15 protein-coding genes are annotated in these 20,419 nt (G+C 70.9%); 14 read left to right on the top strand and 1 reads right to left on the bottom strand.

The features are described 5' to 3' along the window. The first annotated feature begins 163 nt into the window (after nucleotides 1–163). From rplU to ACN6LB_RS08140, 10 genes are all read left to right on the top strand, one after another. Nucleotides 164–484, top strand: coding sequence for a 50S ribosomal protein L21 (rplU, locus tag ACN6LB_RS08095; RefSeq protein ID WP_356139571.1), 321 nt, complete (start codon nucleotides 164–166; stop codon nucleotides 482–484). Nucleotides 485–498: 14 nt separating this feature from the next. Next, on the top strand, nucleotides 499–753 hold the full coding sequence (rpmA, locus tag ACN6LB_RS08100; RefSeq protein ID WP_006374707.1) for a 50S ribosomal protein L27: 255 nt from the start codon (nucleotides 499–501) through the stop codon (nucleotides 751–753). A 150-nt stretch (nucleotides 754–903) separates the two neighbouring features. Next, complete coding sequence (gene obgE, locus ACN6LB_RS08105; RefSeq protein WP_445025174.1) at nucleotides 904–2,340, top strand: GTPase ObgE; 1,437 nt, start codon at nucleotides 904–906, stop codon at nucleotides 2,338–2,340. A 190-nt stretch (nucleotides 2,341–2,530) separates the two neighbouring features. Then, entirely contained in the window at nucleotides 2,531–3,994 is a 1,464-nt protein-coding gene (locus ACN6LB_RS08110) for an FG-GAP and VCBS repeat-containing protein (protein WP_445025175.1), read from the top strand. A gap of 65 nt (nucleotides 3,995–4,059) precedes the next feature. After that, nucleotides 4,060–5,547, top strand: a complete 1,488-nt coding sequence (locus ACN6LB_RS08115) for an FG-GAP-like repeat-containing protein (RefSeq protein ID WP_445025176.1) — start codon at nucleotides 4,060–4,062, stop codon at nucleotides 5,545–5,547. A gap of 265 nt (nucleotides 5,548–5,812) precedes the next feature. Continuing rightward, on the top strand, nucleotides 5,813–7,363 hold the full coding sequence (locus ACN6LB_RS08120; protein ID WP_445025177.1) for an alkaline phosphatase D family protein: 1,551 nt from the start codon (nucleotides 5,813–5,815) through the stop codon (nucleotides 7,361–7,363). A gap of 140 nt (nucleotides 7,364–7,503) precedes the next feature. Next, on the top strand, nucleotides 7,504–8,706 hold the full coding sequence (locus ACN6LB_RS08125; protein WP_445025178.1) for a hypothetical protein: 1,203 nt from the start codon (nucleotides 7,504–7,506) through the stop codon (nucleotides 8,704–8,706). A 301-nt stretch (nucleotides 8,707–9,007) separates the two neighbouring features. Further along, the gene (locus ACN6LB_RS08130) at nucleotides 9,008–10,507 is read left to right on the top strand and encodes a D-ribitol-5-phosphate cytidylyltransferase (RefSeq protein WP_445025179.1); all 1,500 of its coding nucleotides are present in this window, start codon (nucleotides 9,008–9,010) and stop codon (nucleotides 10,505–10,507) included. A 182-nt stretch (nucleotides 10,508–10,689) separates the two neighbouring features. Further along, nucleotides 10,690–12,780, top strand: coding sequence for a hypothetical protein (locus ACN6LB_RS08135; protein ID WP_445025180.1), 2,091 nt, complete (start codon nucleotides 10,690–10,692; stop codon nucleotides 12,778–12,780). 194 nt (nucleotides 12,781–12,974) lie between these two features. Beyond that, entirely contained in the window at nucleotides 12,975–14,168 is a 1,194-nt protein-coding gene (locus ACN6LB_RS08140; RefSeq protein ID WP_445025181.1) for a glycosyltransferase family 2 protein, read from the top strand. Here ACN6LB_RS08140 and ACN6LB_RS08145 read toward each other — a convergent pair. Beyond that, nucleotides 14,092–16,218, bottom strand: coding sequence for a hypothetical protein (locus tag ACN6LB_RS08145; protein WP_445025182.1), 2,127 nt, complete (start codon nucleotides 16,216–16,218; stop codon nucleotides 14,092–14,094). The two genes, ACN6LB_RS08140 and ACN6LB_RS08145, sit on opposite strands and share 77 nt — an antisense overlap. A 282-nt stretch (nucleotides 16,219–16,500) precedes the next feature. Between ACN6LB_RS08145 and proB the strand changes: the two genes are divergently transcribed. The 4 genes from proB (at nucleotide 16,501) to ACN6LB_RS08165 (ending at nucleotide 20,305) form a co-directional block, all read left to right on the top strand. Then, nucleotides 16,501–17,607 carry a glutamate 5-kinase gene (gene proB, locus ACN6LB_RS08150; RefSeq protein WP_356139561.1) on the top strand — a complete coding sequence of 369 codons (1,107 nt, stop codon included), beginning with the start codon at nucleotides 16,501–16,503 and terminating at the stop codon, nucleotides 17,605–17,607. A gap of 163 nt (nucleotides 17,608–17,770) precedes the next feature. After that, complete coding sequence (locus ACN6LB_RS08155; protein WP_356139589.1) at nucleotides 17,771–18,244, top strand: hypothetical protein; 474 nt, start codon at nucleotides 17,771–17,773, stop codon at nucleotides 18,242–18,244. A gap of 73 nt (nucleotides 18,245–18,317) precedes the next feature. Further along, complete coding sequence (locus ACN6LB_RS08160; protein ID WP_445025183.1) at nucleotides 18,318–19,604, top strand: glutamate-5-semialdehyde dehydrogenase; 1,287 nt, start codon at nucleotides 18,318–18,320, stop codon at nucleotides 19,602–19,604. An 86-nt stretch (nucleotides 19,605–19,690) separates the two neighbouring features. Next, the gene (locus ACN6LB_RS08165) at nucleotides 19,691–20,305 is read left to right on the top strand and encodes an SCO2584 family spore wall biosynthesis protein (protein WP_356139557.1); all 615 of its coding nucleotides are present in this window, start codon (nucleotides 19,691–19,693) and stop codon (nucleotides 20,303–20,305) included. The last annotated feature ends 114 nt before the right edge of the window (nucleotides 20,306–20,419 follow it).

A 20,419-nucleotide genomic window follows, 5' to 3' on the forward strand; every position in this document is an offset into this window, starting at 1 on the left:
CCCTTTCGGTCGTGGCCCCGTAACCTTGACCGTCGGCGTGTCCATCGATACGCCGCACCCCGTAAACCTCTTCCTCCCGGCGCCTCGCGCTTCGGGAGAGGCCGCTCGCGCAAGCGGGCGGCTGGACTGCGGGGTTCCGATTTCGAGCGAAAGAGAGATCCGCGTGTACGCCATCGTGCGCAGCGGTGGTCGCCAGCACAAGGTTGCTGTCGGCGACATCGTTGAGGTTGACAAGATTCCCACCGCCAATGTTGGCGACACGGTCGAGCTCTCGACCCTGCTCGTTGTCGACGGCGAAGCCGTGACGAGCGACCCGTGGGTGCTGGCCGGCATCAAGGTTCAGGCCGAGATCGTGGACCACCACAAGGGCGTCAAGATCGACATCCTTCGTTACAAGAACAAGACCGGCTACCGCCGTCGTCAGGGCCACCGCCAGCAGTACACGGCGATCAAGGTCACTGAGATCCCCGCGGCTGCGAAGTAAGGGACTGAGGAGAGATGGCACACAAGAAGGGCGCATCGTCCACCCGGAACGGTCGCGACTCCAATGCTCAGCGGCTCGGCGTGAAGCGCTTCGGCGGTCAGGTCGTCAACGCCGGTGAGATCCTGGTCCGCCAGCGTGGCACCCACTTCCACCCCGGCGCCAGCGTCGGCCGTGGCAAGGACGACACGCTGTTCGCGCTGGCCGCCGGTGCGGTCGAGTTCGGCACGCACCGTGGCCGCAAGGTCGTGAACATCGTTCCGGTCGCCTGACCGGATCTTTCGCGAGGCGGACCTCACTTCCCCTACGGGAAGCGGGTCCGCCTTTCGCGTGTTTTAACTGAGGTAGTGATCTCTGAGCAGCGCTTGCAGAGATCGCAGCGATTGCAGAGATTTTTCCGTACGTATCTGGAGGCACATCCCATGACCACCTTCGTGGACCGCGTCGAGCTGCACGTCGCCGCGGGTAGCGGAGGCCACGGCTGTGCCTCCGTCCACCGGGAGAAGTTCAAACCCCTCGGTGGCCCCGACGGGGGCAACGGCGGCCGTGGCGGCGATGTGATCCTGGTCGTCGACCAGTCGGTCACCACGCTCCTCGACTACCACCACAAGCCCCACCGCAGCGCCACCAACGGCAAGCCCGGTGAGGGCGGCAACCGCTCCGGCAAGGACGGCCAGGACCTCGTCCTGCCGGTGCCGGACGGCACGGTCGTCCTCGACAAGGCGGGCAACGTGCTCGCGGACCTGGTCGGCCAGGGCACGTCGTTCGTGGCCGCCGACGGCGGTCGCGGCGGCCTCGGCAACGCGGCGCTGGCATCGGCCCGCCGCAAGGCGCCCGGCTTCGCCCTTCTCGGCGTGCCCGGCGGCATGATGGACATCGTCCTGGAGCTGAAGACGGTCGCGGACGTGGCCCTCGTCGGCTACCCGAGCGCGGGCAAGTCCTCGCTGATCTCGGTGCTGTCCGCGGCCAAGCCGAAGATCGCCGACTACCCCTTCACGACCCTCGTCCCGAACCTCGGTGTGGTCACCGCGGGCGAGACGGTCTACACGATCGCGGACGTGCCCGGGCTCATCCCCGGCGCCAGCCAGGGCAAGGGCCTGGGCCTGGAGTTCCTGCGGCACGTGGAGCGGTGCAGCGTGCTCGTGCACGTGCTCGACACGGCGACCCTGGAGTCCGAGCGCGACCCGATCTCCGACCTCGACATCATCGAGGAGGAGCTGAAGCAGTACGGCGGCCTGGACCGGCGTCCGCGCATGGTCGTCCTCAACAAGATCGACGTACCGGACGGCAAGGATCTGGCCGAGATGGTCCGCCCCGACCTGGAGGCGCGCGGTTACCGCGTCTTCGAGGTGTCGGCGGTCGCGCACCTCGGTCTGAAGGAGCTGTCCTTCGCGCTCGCCGAGGTGGTCGGGGGCGCGCGCGCCGCCAAGCCGAAGGAGGAGGCGACCCGCATCGTCATCCGGCCGAAGGCCGTGGACGACGCCGGCTTCACCGTCGTACAGGAGGAGGACGGCCTCTTCCGGGTCCGCGGCGAGAAGCCCGAACGCTGGGTCCGCCAGACCGACTTCAGCAACGACGAGGCCGTCGGCTACCTCGCCGACCGTCTCAACCGCCTCGGCGTCGAGTCGGAGCTGATGAAGGCGGGCGCCCGCTCGGGCGACGGCGTGGCCATCGGCCCTGAGGAGAACGCGGTCGTCTTCGACTGGGAGCCCACCGTCATGGCCGGCGCGGAGATGCTCGGCCGCCGCGGCGAGGACCACCGCCTGGAGGTGCCCAGGCCGGCTGCGCAGCGCCGCCGCGACAAGCAGGCGGAGCGGGACGAGGCGGACAAGGAGTACGACGACTTCGAGCCGTTCTAGAACGCCACCGCCGGTGCCGGTGCTGTGGCGGGCCTTTCCCTCGGGCCTTTGTTCCCTCGGTCGTAGGTGAACGCGGGGGAAAGTCACGGCATGGACAGGGCAACCAACCGGGCGGACCGGGAGTCGTAGTGGGCGCGGATGAGGATCTTCCTCTCCGCGCCCACTTCTCTTCCAGACCCCCGGAGTCGACGTGTCCCAGCCTGCTGCTCTGCGCAGAGGTGCGGTGGTCGCCCTCGCACTGCTCGCCGCGATCGCCGTTCCGCCGCTCGCCCATGCACAGCCCGCCGCCCCGGGGACCCGTGCCGACTTCAACGGCGACGGGTACGAGGACCTCGCTGTCGGTGCGGAGCGGGCCACCGTCGGCGGGAAGTCGGCGGCCGGGTACGTCGCCGTCGTGTACGGCTCGGCGCACGGGCTGAACCTCGCGACCAAGAAGGTGTTCACGCAGGCGAGCGCGGGTGTTCCCGGGACGCCCGAGAAGGGCGACGCGTTCGGTGGCCGGCCGGCCACCGGCGATCTGGACGGCGACGGCTACACCGACCTGGTGGTCCCGGCGGCCGGAGAGAAGTGGCAGCGGGGCGGCGTCGATGTCACGGGCAGCGTGACCGTGCTGTGGGGCGGGGCGAGCGGCCTGTCCGGCGGAACGATCCTGCCGCCCGACGGACCCGGCATCGGTTCGTTCGCGGCCGTGGGCGACTTCGACGGCGACGGCCACGCCGACCTGGCCACGTACGGCGGTCTGCGACTCGGCCCGTTCACCCGCGCGGGCGCGTCGGCCCGTACGCAGGAAGTCTCCTTCACCGACGGCGACTCGAACCTGCTGGACGCCGCGACCGGGGACGTCGACGGTGACGGCATCACCGACCTCGTGACCCTGACCGCGCCGTGGGACTACGACGACCCGGGCGACCACTCCGCTCACCAGGCCCACTGGCTGCGCGGCACCCGCGGCGGGCTCGCCCCCCTCACCACGCTGAAGGACGGCGAGGGCCGGTTCATCGAGGCGGGCAACAGCATCGCGCTCGGGGATGTGAACGGCGACGGCCGCGACGACCTGGTCTTCGGCCGCCCGCTGCCCGCCAACTCCCCCGGGGAGCCGTCCGACCCGCGCACGTACGGCTCGCAGGTCGGCGTCGTTCTCGGCGGCGCGCGGGGCCCGCGGGCCGCGGATCCTCGCATGCTCGACCAGGACACCCCGGGCGTCCCCGGGGTCGGGGAGCCGGGTGACTTCTTCGGCGCGGACGTCGCCGTCGGGGACGTGAACGGCGACAGGTACGGCGACATCGTGGCCGGCAACCCCGGCGAGGACTTCTCCGGAGCGCAGGACGCGGGCACGGTCGCCGTGATCCCCGGCGGCGCGTCCGGGCCGACCGGCGCGGGCTCGAGGGTGTTCAGCCAGAACAGCGCGGGGGTTCCCGGCAGCGCCGAGCGCGGGGACTCCTTCGGCGCCGCGAGCACCCTGCTCGACACCGACAACGACGGCCGTGCCGATCTCGTCGTGGGTTCCCCCGGCGAGAACACGGACGCCGGCTCGGTGACGGCCCTGCGCTCCACCGCCTCCGGAGTCACCGGCACGGGGTCCGTCTCCTTCGGCGCGGGCACGCTCGGCACGGATCCGTATCGCGCCCGTCTCGGCGCCGCGTTCGCGAACTGAGCCACCGCCGACTCGGCCCCCTGCCGGCTTCCACCACAACTCACGCAAGAACAGGAGCAGTTCGGATGAACGCACGTACAGGAGCCTGGCGCATCGGTCTGGCAGTCGCCCTGGCCGTCACCGGGGCCGCGGCCCTCCCGGCCGCCGCCCACGCGGCGCCCACCACGGCCACCACGACGAAGCTCCAGGACGACTTCAACGGCGACGGCTACCCCGACCTCGCCGTAGCGGCGCCCGAGGCGACCGTGGGCGGCAAGGCGAAGGCCGGATACGTCGCCGTGGTGTACGGCTCGTCGACCGGGCTGAAGACCTCGACGAAGAAGGTGTTCAGCCAGAGCACCGCCGGTATAGCCGGAGTCGCGGAGGCCGGGGACATGTACGGCAGCGCGATCGCGACGGCCGACCTGGACAAGGACGGCTACGCGGACCTGATCGTCGGCGCCTCCCGCGAGGACGTCGGCACGACGGTCGACGCGGGCACCCTCGCGGTGATCTGGGGCGGCGCCCACGGGCTCTCGGGCGGCTCGACCCTGCTCAACGGCTCCGGGTCGTACGACATCGTCGGCAGCCAGGTCGTGACGGGGGACTTCGACGGCGACCACACCCAGGACGTCGTCACCAACGGCACCTACCAGAACATCGGTGTCCTGTCGGGGCCCTTCGTGCGCGACGGCTCCGTCGGTGCCGGGGCCACACTGACCACCGAGGACAACCGCTTCCTGGACATGGCGGCGGGCGACGTGAACGGCGACGGCGTCAGCGACCTCGCGGTGGCCGTCAACGACGGCGACGAGTGGGACGCCCGGCGCATCCTCTTCTACCCCGGTTCCGCCCAGGGGCTCTCCGAGGGCACCGTCATCCAGAAGTCCGGCGGCGGACGGCTGCAGGGCGGCGAGCACCTCGCCATCGGCGATGTGAACCGTGACGGTTACGCGGACATCGTCTCTGGCCGTGCCAGCGACGGCGCCGACAGCGACGTCGACGTTCCGCTCGCCAAGGGCGGCATGATCACCTACATTCCCGGCGCCGCGAGCGGCCCCGCCGGAGCCAAGGCGAAGTCCTTCAACCAGGACAGCCCCGGGGTGCCGGGCGTCGCCGAGGGCTCCGACGGATTCGGCGGCTCCGACGCCTTCGGCTTCTCCCTCTCGGTCGCCGACATCGACGGCGACGGCTACAAGGACGTGGCTGTCGGTGTGCCCGGCGAGGGGTTCGACGGCAGGAAGCGGGCCGGCGCCGTCGTCACCATGCGCGGCACCGCCAACGGCCTCACCGGCACCGGCGCCAAGGTGTTCAGCCAGAACACCGCGGGCGTGCCCGGCGGCGCGGAGGACCAGGACACCTTCGGCTGGGCCGCCCGGCTGATCGACGCCAACCATGACGGCCGCGCCGAACTCGCCGTCGGCGCCCCGGGCGAGAACGCGAACGCCGGGTCGGTGTGGGTGTTCAGGTCGACCTCGTCCGGGATCACGCCGACTGGCTCGTTCACCTTCGGCGCGGGCACGCTGGGCACGGTCGCCGCGGGAGCGAAGCTCGGGGCGGGGCTCGCGCGCTGATCACCTGTCGGACCCGCTGACCACGGGTCGGCAACACCGACCGCCTCTCAGGCCCGCTGACCGTCCCTCAGGCCCGCTGACCGTCTGTCGGACGCGTCGACCGTCTGTCCGACCCGTCGCGGCAGGGCTGTGTCCCCTGCCGCGGCGGGTCCGCCTTTGTCTGCCTATTTGTCATGCCCGTGACGTATTCCGTTCAGGGGGCGGGCCGCTGCGCCGTGTGAGCCTCCTGATGTCCAAGAGGCAACCGACGCAAGGGAGTTCACCGATGACCGGAGCAGTCTCACGCGATCGACGCCGCTTTCTCACCGCCGGAGCCGCGGTGCTCGGCGCCGCCGCCTCGGCCCAGCTCTGGCTGCCGACGTCCGCCCGCGCCGCCGAGACCCCGCTGCCCGACGGTGTGTTCAGCCTCGGCGTCGCCTCCGGTGACCCGCTGCCCGACGGGATCGTGCTGTGGACCCGGCTCGCCCCCGATCCGCTGAACGGGGGCGGCATGCCCGACCGTGTGGTGACCGTGGAGTGGGAGATCGCAGAGGACGGCCGTTTCAGAAAGACGGTGCGCCGCGGTGTCGCCCCGGCGCGCCCCGAACTCGGCCACAGCGTCCACGTCGACGTCCGCGGACTGCGCCCCGACCGCGCGTACTGGTACCGCTTCCGCACGGCCGGACAGCTCTCGCCGGCCGGCCGCACCCGCACCGCCCCGCACCCCCGCAGCCCCGGCGGCACCCTGCGCGTCGCCCTCGCCTCCTGCCAGAACTGGCAGCACGGCTACTTCACCCCGTACGCCGACATGCTCGACCAGGACCCGGACGTCGTCCTGTTCGTCGGCGACTACATCTACGAGTCCAAGCCCGCCACCACCGGCGCCCGCGTCCACGAGGGCAGCGACGAGCCGTACACCCTCGTCCAGTACCGCAACCGCTACGCCCAGTACCGCACCGACCCGCACCTGGCGGCGATGCACGCGGCCGCACCCTGGGTGGTCACCTTCGACGACCACGAGGTCGACAACGACTTCGCGGGCGAGATCCCGCAGGACCCCGCCAAGCAGTCGCACGACGCCTTCGTGGCCCGGCTGACCGCCGCCTACCAGGCGTACTACGAGCACATGCCGGTCCGTGCGAGCGCGGTCCCCAACGGCCCGCACATCCAGATGTACCGGCGCCTGGACTTCGGCCGCCTCGCTCGCCTCAACGTCCTGGACACCCGGCAGTTCCGCAGCGACCAGGCGACCGGCCAGGCGGGCGCCCAGGACCCCACGCTCACCATGCTCGGCGCCGACCAGAAGGAGTGGCTGCTCGACGGGCTGCACAAGTCGCCGACCCGCTGGAACCTGATCGCCTCGCAGATCATGATGGCCGAGACCGACCTGCAGATCGGCGACGGCAAGCTCTGGTACTACGACGCCTGGGACGGCTACCAGGCCGAACGCAACGCCCTCCTCGACGAGTTCACGAGCATCCGCAACCCCGTGGTGCTCTCCGGCGACCGCCACCTCACGATGGTCAGCGACCTCAAGCGGGACTACGCGGACCCGGACTCCGGCGTGGTCGGCGCCGAGTTCGTCGGCACCTCCATCTCCAGCAACGGCGACCAGGACCAGGCCGCCTTCCACGCCGAGTGGGACGCCCGGATGCCGGACAACCCGCACTGGAAGCTCATCGACGCCCACCGCGGCTACCACCTCTTCGACATCCGGCGCGACGGCATCGACGCCCAGGTCCGCGTCGCCGACACCGTGCTGCGACCGGACGCCGGCTCCAGCACGCTGGCCCGGCTGCGGGTCGAGGCGGGGAAGCCCGGCGTACGCCTGGTGTGACGCAGTAGTTGCAGTAGACGCCGCATCCGCCGCACTCGTCGTACGGAAACGCTCCGGGACTCATGGCACCCAAGGCACTCATCCGAGTCCCAGAGCGTTTTCAGGTAAGACTCAGGTGTGAGATCTAGCGTCCCGTGACCATGGAGACCGACTGTTCGACACCCCGCCCGGCAGCCGCCGGGACCGCCCCCGCCGCGCTGCCCGCGGGTACCCGCCTCCTGCACATCGGGCCGCACAAGACCGGGACGACGTCGATCCAGGGCGCGCTGTTCGCCGCGAAGGACGCGATGGTCCCGCACGGCGTGGTCTTCCCGGCCCGCAGCAGGCACCCCATGGAGGCCGCCCTCGCGGTCTGCGCCCGCCCCGGCATGATGGGCGACACCGAGCCGACCGAGGGGCACTGGCGGCAGCTGACGGAGCTGGTGCGCGCCACCGGGCGGCGCGCCTCGGTGATCAGCAGCGAGTTCTTCGCGGACGCGCCCGACGACGACACCATCGCCCGTATCGCGGACGACCTCGGCCGCGACCGCGTGCACGTCCTGGTCACGCTGCGCCCGCTGGCCCGGATCATGCCCTCGCAGTGGCAGCAGTACGTGCAGAACGGACTGCGCATGGGCTACGAGGAGTGGCTCGACCACATGCTGCGCAAGGCGCCGTACGAGAAGCCGAACCCCAGCTTCTGGCGGCGCCACCGCCACGACCGGCTGGTCGAGCGCTGGTCACGTGTCGTCGGGCCGGAGAACATCACGGTCGTCGTGGTCGACGACCGCGACCGTGACGGTCTCATGCGCACCTTCGAAGCCCTTCTCGGTCTCCCGGGCGGTCTCCTGGTGCCGGTGCCGGACACCGCCAACCGTTCCCTCACGCTCGCCGAAACGGAAATGCTGCGGCGGCTGAACACGGAGTTCCGCGGAAACGGCCTGCCCGACGAGCTGTATTCCAAGCTGGTGCGCAATGGCGCCGTCATGCATATGAAGAACACCTGCCGCCCCGCACCGGACGACGCGAGGATCGTCACCCCGCTGTGGGCGCTGGAGGCGGCCGCCGGCATCGGCGCGGAAATGGCCGGCCGTATCACCACCATGGGCGTACGGGTCCTCGGAAACCCGGCGCTGCTCTCCACGCCGCCCCCCGCCGTGAGCCCCGACCCCGGCCGGGGGGAGGCGCCCGACACCCTGGCGATCGCCCCGGAGGTGGCCGCCCAGGCCCTGTACGGGGCGCTCGCCATGGCGGCGGAGGTGCCCCTGCGGCCGTCCGCCGTACGGACCGTTCACCAGACCCCTTCCGGGGAACTCGTCAGGGTCCTCGGTCACCGGGCCCTCCGGCGGCTGAGGCGGACGTGAGTCCGTCCGGGCACGCACCCGGACGGACTCACCCCCTCCCGCGTCCTCCCGCGTCTTCTTGCGGGTGAAAGGTGTGACCGGAAAGTGACTCGGCGTGGAATGGGGGTGCAGGTGTGTGATCAGCGTGTGCGGTTACTCACAGCAACCTGGACATTTCGGTCCGGCGTCACGGCATTGCTCCAGCGTGCAAGGTGAATAACCGGTGTCCCGCACATATGCAGCAGAGGGCGCTCACCTTGCACTGCAGTAACCGAAAGTGGGACCATTCTCGGGTTCCCTGACGTCCCAAGGTAGGTCACCTGTGTCTGAGCACATAGCCAAGCCCCGCACCACCGCAGTGATCCTGGCTGGCGGCACCGGTCAGCGCGTGGGTCTGTCGATTCCGAAGCAGCTGCTGAAGATCGCCGGCAAGGCGGTCATCGAGCACACGCTGACCACCTTCGAGCACGCGGACTCGATCGACGACATCATCGTGCTGATGGCCCCGGGCTATGTGCCGGACATCGAGAAGATCGTCGCCAAGGCGGGCTTCACCAAGGTCACCCGGATCATCGAGGGCGGCTCGACGCGGAACGAGACCACCGAGCGCGCCATCGCGGCCCTCGGCGAGGGTCTGGCCGAGGGCGAGGACCGCAAGGTCCTCTTCCACGACGCCGTGCGCCCCCTGCTGTCGCAGCGCGTGATCGACGACTGTGTCGCCGCGCTCGACCGCTACCAGGCCGTCGACGTCGCCATCCCGTCCGCGGACACGATCATCGTGACCCGCACGCACGGCGAGGACGGCGAGTTCATCACCGAGATCCCGGACCGCTCCCGGCTGCGCCGCGGCCAGACGCCCCAGGCGTTCAAGCTGTCCACGATCCGCCGCGCCTACGAGGTCGCCGCCGGCGACCCGAACTTCCAGGCCACCGACGACTGCTCCGTCGTGCTCAAGTACCTGCCGGACGTGCCGATCCACGTCGTCGCGGGCGACGAGTACAACATGAAGGTCACCCAGCCGGTCGACGTCTTCATCGCCGACAAGCTCTTCCAGCTCGCCTCCACGGCCGCGCCCGAGCAGGCCGACGAGGCCGCCTACCGCGAGCTGCTCACCGGCAAGACCCTGGTGGTCTTCGGCGGCTCGTACGGCATCGGCAAGGACATCGCCGAGCTGGCCGAGAGCTTCGGCGCCAAGACCTACGCGCTGGGCCGCTCCACCACGGGCACGCACGTCGAGAACCCGGAGGAGGTCGACGACGCGCTGTCCCAGGCGTACGCCGAGACCGGGCGCATCGACTACGTGATCAACACCGCCGGCGTCCTGCGCATCGGCAAGCTCGCCGAGACGGACAACGCGACCATCGAGGAAGCGCTGAAGGTCAACTACCTCGCGCCGGTGCAGATCGCCCGCTCCTCGTACAAGTACCTGGCCGAGACCAAGGGGCAGCTGCTCCTGTACACCTCCAGCAGCTACACCCGCGGCCGCGCCGAGTACAGCCTGTACTCCTCGACCAAGGCCGCCATGGTCAACCTGACCCAGGCCCTGTCCGACGAGTGGGCCGGCGACGGCATCCGCGTCAACTGCATCAACCCGGAGCGCACGGCCACCCCGATGCGCACCAAGGCCTTCGGCCAGGAGCCCGCGGGCAGCCTGCTCTCCTCCGAGGCCGTCGCGCGCACCTCGCTCGACGTCCTGCTCTCCGAGCTGACCGGACACGTCATCGACGTACGCCAGCAGGACCCGACGGCGGGCGCCGGCAAGGCCTCCGGCTTCGAGGCGGCGCTGGCCTCCGTGCTGGACCGCCAGGACGGCATGGCATAATTAGCGGAGAATAGCTTTCCGTCATTCAGGCCTCTGTGGCTGCGTGTTCATCACGCATTCGCAGAGGCCTGAATCCGTAAAATCGCAGATCGCACACAAGGCCCTTTCAGGACCTTTTCAGGTTCTTTCCAAGGGTTTTCGGTGCGAAAACCGGCACCCACCCCTCAAGAGCAGGTTTCTCCGTGATTTCCACCGCTATACGCGTTGCCCGGGTGGGCAGTGCGGCTCAGCTGGCCGCGGCGGCCCTCATGATCCTGGGCTTCCCCGCGCTCATGCTGGCCGCGCTCGTCCCGAGCGTTCCCGCCTTCGCGGCCGCCGCCGCAGTGACGTACCTGGCGGATCACTATCTGCACCGCAAGGGCAGCTACCTGATCAACCGCCTGAGCAAGGTGCGGGCCGGTCTCTCCATCCGCTTCCTGATCCGGCAGCTGCTGCTGGTCCTGCTGCTGGCCCGGCTCTCCCTCTCCGACGGCCTGATCTTCTACGGGGCCATCGCCTGCTTCATCGCCTCCTACGGCCTGCAGGCCCCGCACGGCGCGCTGGTGCAGCTGATCCGCAACCGCCGCCGGATGCCGGTCGCCACCCGCAACGTCGATCTGGCCTCCCGGGTGCGCATCCCGGACGCCCCGCCGCGCCGCCTGCTGTACCGCTCCGCGGAGAAGATGCTCCACCTCGACCTCGCGGCGGTCACGGGCCTGCTGATCTCCGGCCTGACCGACTCGGCCGTGGCCGGCTTCATCGGCATCGGCGTCACGCTGGTCCTCGGGACGGTCTACGTCGGCGCACTCGTGCCGTACGTCCGCGGCAGCAAGATCCCGCCGAACGCGGAGCGCGTCCTCGCCGCCGTCGACGACTGGCTGGGCACCTACCAGCCGGAGACGGTGCTGTACTTCTCCGGCTCCAAGGACTCGGCGTACCAGGTCAACATGTGGCTGGAGACGATGGAGCAGCTGGACACCCGGCCGCTGATCATCCTGCGCGAGCGCGCCATCCTGAACAACATGGCGCCCACCACGGTCCCCGTCATCTGCGTGCCCGGAGGGGTGCACCTGATGAACATGGACCTCTCCACCGTGCGCGTCGCGCTGTACGCGGCGAACGTCGGCAAGAACATCCACCTGCTGCGCGTCCCGACCATGAAGCACGTCTTCATCGGCCACGGCGACAGCGACAAGCTCGCCAGCGTCAACCCGTACAGCAAGGTCTACGACGAGGTGTGGACCGCCGGCCGCGCCGGCCGCGACCGCTACGCCATAGCGGACGTCGGCGTCCGGGACGACGACATCGTCGAGGTCGGCCGCCCACAGCTCGCCCCGATCCAGACCTGGCAGGGCGTGCCCGAGGGCCGCATCGCCACGGTCCTGTACGCGCCCACCTGGGAGGGCTGGGACGACAACCCCGGCAACACCTCCATCCTGCTGGCGGGCGAGAACATCGTGCGGGACCTGGTCAACGCCGAACCGCCGGTCCGCGTCCTGTACAAGCCGCACCCGTTCACCGGCACCCGCAGCGCCGAGGCCAAGGCCGCGCACCTGCGGATCACCGCGCTGGTCGAGAAGGCCGCCGCCGCACGCGCCGCCGACCCGGCCTTCGGTGCCGACGCCGCAGCCCAGACGCAGGCCAAGGCCGACCTGACGCGCGTCGAGGCCCGCATCGCCGAGCTGTCCGGCTCCGCCGAGAAGGGCGACGAGGCCGAGGCCACCCGCGACGGCCTGGTCGACGCGGCCAAGCACGCCGAGGTCGCCCGGCTGCGCGCCGAGTGGAACGACGCCTACTGGCGCTCCTTCCCCGTCTGGGAGCACCGGGTCATCACAGGCGCCGAGCCGCGGCTGTACGACTGCTTCAACGTCTCCGACGCGATGGTCTCCGACATCTCCAGCGTGGTCTCGGACTTCATCGCGAGCGGCAAGCCGTACGCGGTCACGGACTCCGCCGAGCTGGGCGTCGAGGAGTTCAAGCGGCAGAACACCGCGGTGCGCGCCGCCGTGATCCTCTCCAACAGCGCGGCCGAGCTGGGCGGGCTGCTGGACGCGGTCCGCGACCCGTCGGCCGACCCGCTGGGCGTCGACCGCCAGGAGCTGAAGCAGTACCTGCTCGGCCCGGACGAGCCGACCTCGATCGTCCAGTTCAACACCGCGGTGCAGCAGCTCGCGCAGAAGGCCGAGACGCGCAACCTCGGCCAGGACACGGGCGCCGTGGACGCGGAGGCCGCCACCTCGGCGGCGGTCGCCGACGACGCGACGGCGGCGGAGGCCGACGTGATCACGGGCTGATCCGCCCGGACCTGCGAAAGGGCCCGGTTTCCGAGGAGAACTCCTCGGAACCCGGGCCCTTTTGTCGCTCGAAGGTGATCTGTGACCTGCCTCACCATTTGAGTACGCATAGGCAACCAGTACGTATGTCCAACCGTCTTCCAGGTAGCGATTGAGGTGATACGGGGGAAATGTTCCATGACTAGGGGGAAGAAGTGACCGTCACACAGCCTGATGTGAGTGTGGTCATCGGGGCGTACGAGGCCATGCCGTATCTGGTGAAATGCCTGGAGTCGGTCGAGGCGCAGACGCTCGATCCGTCGCGCCTGGAAGTGATAGCCGTCGACGACGGATCGACGGACGGTACGGGGGAGTACCTGGAGGAGTTCGCGGAGCGCGCCGCGATGGCCGTCACCGTGCTCCGGCAGCCCAACTCAGGGGGCCCCAGCGGCCCGCGCAACGTGGGCCTCGGCAAGGCGCGCGGACGCTACGTGTTCTTTCTCGACGCGGATGACCACCTCGGCGAGGAAGCTCTGGAGCGCATGGTCGCCATGGCCGACGAGAACGGCACGGACGTCGTGCTCGGCAAGGTCGTCGGGGTCAACCGCGGTGCGCCGCAGTCGATGTGGGGCAAGAACCTGCCCCGTACGGACGTGTTCTCGTCGAAGATCAAGTTCACGCTCAGCGCGCAGAAGCTCTTCCGGCGCGACCTGCTGACCCGGCACGGAATGATCTTCGACGAGTCGCTGGTGACCGGCGAGGACGCGCTGTTCACGATGGAGGCCTACCTCCGCGCCGATGGGGTCTCCGTGCTCGCCGACTACGAGTGCTACTACCTGGTCGGCCGGGAGGACGGCAAGCACGCGACGAAGAGCGGCAACTACACCCACCGCTTCGACTCCGCCCGCGCGCTGATGCACCTGATAGCCGACCACCTGCCCGCGGGTCCACGCCGCGACGGCCTGATGGTCCGTCCCTTCATCGTCACGCTGCTCCCGCAGTTCGGCCCGGGATTCCTGAAGCAGAGCGAGAAGATCCGGCGCCACAAGCTGGAGCTCGCGAAGCCGCTGATGGACGCGTACTGGAACGAGGTGGTGGCCGGCCGGCTGAAGGTGCACGAGCGGCTGCGGCTGCACCTGGTGGCGCAGGGCCGCGCCGATCTCCTCGTCGACGTACTGGAGTTCGTGAAGGCGAAGAAGGCCCCCGTCGTGCACCTGGAGGCGCGCGGCCGCAAGGCCTACCTCGGCTACCCGCACTTCCGCGACCCGGCCGCCGGGATACCGGACAGCTGCTACATCCCGACGACCCAGGAAACGGTCACCATCGAGGGCTTCAGGCCCCGGACGCCCCCTCTCCCGCGCCTGCGGCGGGTGGCCCGGAGGGTGCTGGGACCGCTGCGGGCGGCGTGACGGCGGCGCTCTGCGCCCCGGCGGTGTCCAGGCTCGCCCGCGGCCCCGGGATCCCGGAGGCCATGCGCAGCGCGGCCCGCTCCCGGTGCTTCCCGGCCGCCGCGTGCAGGGCCTCGGCCGCCGCGTTGAAGCGCACCTGGGACGACGGCTCGGCGGGACCCAGCAGGTGCAGCTTCAACTCGGCCCGTGCACCGGCGAGTTCATCCCGTCCCGGATCGCGGACCGCGGCCAGCAGGGCAGGCACGCCGGACGCGTCCGGCGTGAGAACCGTCGCCGCCCGCACGGTCGGGAAGGTCTCCCGGAACGCGTCCTCGGGCAGCCCGCTCGTGTTCGCCACCGCATACGGCTTCTCGCTCGCGATGTAGTCCGAGATCACACTCGACACATCACTGATCAGCAGGTCGGCGCGGTTGAAGCAGTCGTAGATGGTGGGGCGTGCGCCCATGACGACCTGATGCTCGCCGACGGGCAGCGAGGCCCAGTAGGCCTCCTCCCAGGCGGCCGTGGCGGCGCGGACCGCCTCGGCGTGCTCCGGCCGCGGGACGGACTGGAGGAGCATCCGCTCGACGTGGTCCGCGCTCGTGCGGAAGGCCGACGTGGTCAGGCGGTCCAACTCGGCGGTGCGGTCGGCCAGTTCCGTACCGGCCGAGGAGGCGGGGGCTTCGTTGCCGCGCTGCCGGTTCGCCGCCCTGATCAGTTCCCGGATGCGAAGGTCGGCCGCCCCGGCGCGCGGATCCACCGACCCCGTCAGCGGATGCGGCTTGTACAGCAGCCGTACGCCGGGGTCCGCCAGCAGCTCCCGTACGAGGTTCTCGCCGGCCGCGACGACCGACGTGTTGCCGGGATTGCCGTCCCAGCCCTCCCAGGTGGGGGCGTACAGGACGGTGGTGTACGGGCCGGTCGGGGGACCGTCGCCGGGGCGGATCGCGTCCAGTTGCGGTCGGCCGATCTCCACCACGTCCTTGTCCTCCACGCCGACGTCCGCCAGGGCGTAGCGCTCGCGCGCCGCGGGTCCGGCCACCCATACCTCGTCGTACGCCTTCGCGTACGGGTTGCACGAGGAAAGCTTGTCGCTCTCGCCGTGGTTGACGAAGGTGTGCAGGATCGAGGGGATGCGCAGCACCTGCGAGGTCTTGCCGGAGTTCGACGGGTGGATGAGGACCTGGAGCGTCGACTGCTCGAGGCGCATCAGCGTCGAGACCCTGGGCAGGCAGACGACGGGGATGTCCGTCGCCGCGAGCCGCTGCAGCATGAAGCGTTCGCGCAGGACGATCAGCGGGCGCCCGTCGAGCCGCGCGAGCGGCTGGAGCCACATGTTCGCCTGGTACGCCGACGAGGCGCCGCCGGAGAAGTAGAGGCCGACGGTCGGGCGGTACTCGGCGAGCCAGGCGTCGAACCAGTCGAGCACCTCCTGCTCGCAGGCGGGCCGGCGGCCGGGCAGCAGCCGCAGCAGCAGCTGACCGAGCCCGACGGCCGCGAGGCCCACCGACAGCGCGATCCCGGCCGCCGCGATCCGCCGCTCGTCGGTCGCCGCCATCGCCAGCAGCCCGGCCGTCGCCGGCAGCCCGAACACCGGCAGCCGGTGGCCCGGGCGCCGCAGCAGCAGCGCGGGCGGCGCGGGGGAGAGCCGCAGCGCCGAGGCGTCGATGTTGCGGGTCAGCACCGGCAGGGTCCGGGTGCGGCGGACCAGGAGCGAGACCGCCTGGATCGCGAAGTGGAGCACGTAGAACAGCAGCAGCCCGGCCAGCAGCGGCGTGCAGCGGGTCTCCTGGTCCTGCTCCTCGATCCTGAGCAGGCCCACCACGAGCAGGAGGTCCCGCACCACCTGCCGGACCGTGACGTCCGCGTGCGACTTGGCGAACGCCGAGGCCATGGAGCGCTGCCAGCGGTACAGCGCGGCCTCGGTGACCAGCCCCGTGCCCGTCGCGGCGATGAGCAGGACGGCGTGCGGGAGCAGGGCGGTGACGACCTGGGTGGCGAAGGAGGCCGCGAGGAGGGCCGTGATGAGCGCTCTCACCGCGGTCTGCCGGTGGGGGAGAGGTGTGGGCACTGCGGTCACTCCAAGGTGCTGGGCGTGTGCGGGGGCCCGCCCTCACCTGACGGGGCGGGCTCCCGGTTAACGCGCACCGGCCGCTCGACGACACGCGCCCGACGGCACCTTGATCAGGGTGAGCATGCGCAAGCAGTGAGGGTGTGGTCACGCGCCGCCGTCCGCCCAGTGGACCGACGGGCGTCACCGCTGCCCGTTCGCGTAGATTGCCGTGCGGGTGAGCCGGATCGCCGCGTACCGACACGAGGGGACACACCGCAGGTGGCAGGGGCAAGGCAGGCTGTGGCGCAGGCGCACAGGATCGTCGTCAAGGTGGGTTCGTCCTCGCTGACCACGGCTTCGGGCGGCCTCGACGCCGACCGTGTCGACGCGCTCGTCGACGTCCTCGCCAAGAGCCGCAGCGGAGGAGAGCGCGAGATCGTCCTCGTCTCCTCCGGCGCCATCGCCGCCGGGCTCGCCCCGCTGGGACTGCGCCGCCGCCCCCGGGACCTCGCCCGCCAGCAGGCCGCCGCCAGCGTCGGACAGGGCCTCCTGGTCGCCCGCTACACCGCCTCCTGCGCCCGCCACGGCATCCGCGTCGGCCAGGTGCTGCTCACCTCCGACGACATGAGCCGCCGCGCCCACCACCGCAACGCCTCGCGCACCCTCGACAAGCTCCTCGCGATGGGCGCCCTTCCGGTCGTCAACGAGAACGACACGGTCGCCACGGACGAGATCCGCTTCGGCGACAACGACCGCCTCGCGGCCCTCGTCGCCCATCTCGTCCGCGCCGACCTGCTGGTCCTGCTCTCCGACGTCGACGGCGTGTACGACGGCGACCCCAGCAAACCCGGTACGTCGCGGATAGCTCAGGTGCGCGGCCCCGAGGACCTCGCGCACGTCGAGATCGGCAGTACGGGCAAGGCCGGCGTCGGCACCGGCGGCATGGTCACCAAGGTCGAGGCGGCCAGGATCGCGACCGAGGCCGGCATCCCCGTGGTGCTGACCAGCGCCGTCCACGCCGCCGACGCCATGGCGGGCCGCGACACGGGCACGTACTTCCACCCCACCGGCAAGCGCTCCGCCGACCGCCTGCTGTGGCTGCAGCACGCCTCGACCCCGCAGGGCGCGCTCATCCTGGACGACGGCGCGGTGCGCGCGGTCGTCGAACGGCGCACCTCGCTGCTGCCCGCCGGTATCGCCGCCGTCGAGGGGGACTTCGCCGCGGGCGATCCCGTCGAGCTGCGCGACGGCACGGGCCGGGCGGTGGCCCGCGGGCTGGTCAACTTCGACGCCAAGGAGATCCCCCAGCTCATCGGCCGCTCCACCAGGGAGCTGGCGCGCGAGCTGGGCCCGGCGTACGAACGAGAGGTCGTACACAGGGACGACCTCGTGCTCCTGCACCCGTAAACGCCCGCAAAAGGGCCGCCAGGGGCATCCGTAACGGCCGATTCCGGCGCCCCCGCCAGGGGGACGTTCAGTAAAACCACCACACGAGGGCGCCCTACCTGCTCAACTTTGTTGCAGGGAGTTTCGGCACGACCATTGCGAAAAGGAGGCCGTCGTGAGACGAGTGCGCCCTGGGGCGGCGGCGTCCCGCGGTGGATCCGCGTCGCGCGGTGGTGCCTCCCGTCCGGCGGGTGAGGAGCGGGTCCTGATGAGCGTCGCGGCCGGGGACTCGTACGAGCACGAGGAGCCCGTCGACCAGCCGCGCCTGTGGCACGTCACGCTGAGCGTCTCCGGCGGCGAGGCGCCGCTCAAGGAGGTCAGGCGGGGCCTTGAGCAGCTCGCCCACGACCACCCCTTTCTGCTGACCAGCCGGTACGCGAACGACCACGCGGAGATCCGCTACTGGGAAGAGGCCCGCGACCTGCACGACGCCGCCGCGGTCGCGCTGCGCCTGTGGGGCGAGCACCGGCAGACCGCCAAGCTGCCGCCCTGGGAGATCGTCGGCCTGGAGGTCATCGACCGCGAGACCTACCACCAGCGGATCGCCGAGGGATACGGGCCGCTGCCGGCCACCCCCGTCGGCGTACATCCCTTTTGAGCCCTCTTCGCCCTGTGTCTCGCGGTTTGGGACAACGGCTGGACGGACTCGTTCGGAGCATTACGCTGCCGACATGACCACGCTCTCGCCGTACGACTCGATGTCCCCGGTCACCCAGGCCGCCTACCGCGCCAAGGCCGCCGCCGCCGACCTCGCGCCCCTGCCGCGGGCCGAGAAGGACGACGCGCTGCTCGCCATCGCGGACGCGCTGGAGGTCCGTACGAGCGAGATCGTCGCGGCCAACGCCAAGGACATCGCGAAGGCCCGCGAGGCCGGGACCAGCGAGGCCATCATCGACCGGCTCGCGCTCAGCCCCGAGCGGGTGCGCGCGATCGCCTCCGACGTGCGCGACGTGGTGGCCCTGCCCGACCCGGTCGGCGAGGTCGTCCGCGGCTCGACCCTCCCCAACGGCATCGACCTGCGCCAGGTCCGGGTGCCGCTCGGCGTCGTCGGGATCATCTACGAGGCCCGCCCGAACGTCACCGTCGACGCGGCCGCCCTCTGCCTGAAGTCCGGCAACGCGGTGCTGCTGCGCGGCTCGTCCTCCGCGTACGAGTCGAACACCGCCCTCGTCCGCGTCCTGCGCGACGCCGTGGGCGGCGCAGGGCTGCCCGCCGACGCCGTGCAGCTCGTGCCGGGCGAGAGCCGTGAGTCCGTGCAGGAGCTGATGCGCGCCCGCGGCCTGGTCGACGTGCTCATCCCGCGCGGCGGCGCCTCCCTGATCCGCACGGTCGTCCAGGAGTCCAGGGTCCCGGTCATCGAGACCGGCACCGGCAACTGCCATGTGTACGTCGACGCGCAGGCCGACCTCGACATGGCGATCGACATCCTGATCAACTCCAAGGCCCAGCGGCCCAGTGTCTGCAACGCAGCCGAGACCCTCCTCGTCCACCAGGACATCGCCCCCGAGTTCCTGCCCCGCGCCCTCGACGCCCTCGCCGACGCCGGGGTCACCGTGCATGCCGACGAGCGCGTGCTGGCGTACGCGAAGGACTCCAGGGCGGCCCTCGTGGAGGCCACGGCCGAGGACTGGGAGACCGAGTACGGCTCGTACGACATCGCCGCCGCCGTCGTCGACTCGCTCGACAGGGCCGTGGAGCACATCCGGCTGTGGACCTCGGGGCACACCGAGGCCATCGTCACCACCTCGCAGCAGGCCGCCCGCCGCTTCACCCAGTTGGTCGACTCCACGACGGTCGCGGTGAACGCCTCGACCCGGTTCACCGACGGCGGCCAGTTCGGCTTCGGCGCCGAGATCGGCATCTCCACGCAGAAGCTGCACGCGCGGGGGCCCATGGGGCTGCCGGAGCTGACGAGCACCAAGTACATCGTCACGGGCGACGGGCACATCCGGCGCTGAACCCCGTCCCTGCGGAACCTTCTCGTCCGGCGGATGAATTTCCATACCGTCTGCCCAAATTGACCCCCCAGGTCTACTCTGGATCCGTGCCGGAGGACGTGGGGGGCACGCCGTTCGCCGACGGCTGGGAGCCCGACGACGACCGCGACCGCGGGGGTGCGGACGAAGAGTTCGCCTCCGTGGTCTTCGACGAGGACTTCGTACGGGCGGCCGTGGTCCACGAGCCGACCGCGGTGGAACGCCTGCTCGCCGCCGCCCAGGCCCGCGCAGAGGCCTCCGAGGCCGAGGCCCGCCGGGCACGCACCCGGCGCACCCGCGGGGACGACGAGCGCTACGAGGACGGGTTCGACCCCGACGAGCACGGCGATTTCGGCCATGACCCGGATCTGGACGACCTGGACGACACCGAGGTCCTCGAAGGCCGCTACGGCGCGCCGGGAACGTACGGCAGGCTCTACGGAAAACAGGCCCGCTGGCACCGTCCGGTCGCCTGGATGCTCGCCCTGGTGATGGGCATCGGCATGGTCGCGCTGGCCTTCGCGGCGGTCTACCGGGGGACCTCCTCGGGCCGCCAGGAACAGGTGCCGCCGTCCACGTCGACAGGCGTCGGACAAGGCCAGGACAAGGTCACCGGCACCGGTCCCTCCGCTTCGGCGGACCACTCCCAGCCGGCGATGTCGGCGGTTCCCCGGACACCCTGACCGCTCCGGCCCGAACACCGGGACGCACGCGGCCCGGACCCTTGGGCAGGCCTGGTGGGAACCTGTCAGAACTTGTCGTGCACCACGGCGTTTACCGGGGCTCCCGGAGACCTA

The organism is Streptomyces sp. SAS_270 (assembly GCF_052543295.1).